The sequence below is a fragment of the Dactylosporangium aurantiacum genome, from assembly GCF_000716715.1.
GTDB lineage: Bacteria > Actinomycetota > Actinomycetes > Mycobacteriales > Micromonosporaceae > Dactylosporangium > Dactylosporangium aurantiacum.
On record NZ_JNYJ01000152.1, the window covers coordinates 1 to 505 of the forward strand.

Annotated in this window: 1 protein-coding gene; it reads right to left on the minus strand. The window is 68.9% G+C overall.

Annotation, left to right across the window (positions count from 1 at the left end; translation table 11 throughout):
* Window positions 1-505, minus strand: a 505-nt coding sequence (locus OP18_RS50715; RefSeq protein WP_425388715.1) for a phospholipid carrier-dependent glycosyltransferase, incomplete at both ends; no start/stop codon positions are given.

Below are 505 nucleotides of genomic sequence, written 5' to 3' on the forward strand. Positions count from 1 at the left end.
ACCACGATCCAGAACATCAGGAAGATGTCCAGCAGCGCCGCCCGCGACAGCACGAAGTGCATGCCGTCCAGCGACATCAGCAACCCCGCCGTCGCGGCCAGGATCGTCGAACGGAACAACCGCCGCGCCGCCAGCACGATCAACAGGATCGAGACCACCCCGACGGTGACCGCCGCGATCCGCCACCCGAACGAGTTGTACCCGAAGATCTGCTCGCCCAGCCCGATCATCCACTTGCCCAGCGGCGGATGCACCACGTACTGCGGCGTGTTGTCCTCAGGGTTCCACTCGACCCCGTGCTGCAACAGGTCCCACGCCTCGTTGGCGTAGTAGACCTCGTCGAACACCGTCTCCTTCGGATGCGCCAGGTTCACCATCCGCAGCAGCAACGCGATCCCCGTGACCAGGGCCGCCGCCAGCCAGAACCCCGGCGTGGCCGGACCCGGACGGGCGAGCCGGCGACGCACCGCGTCGGCGACCGGGCGGGCCGGGGACGGCTCGGCCG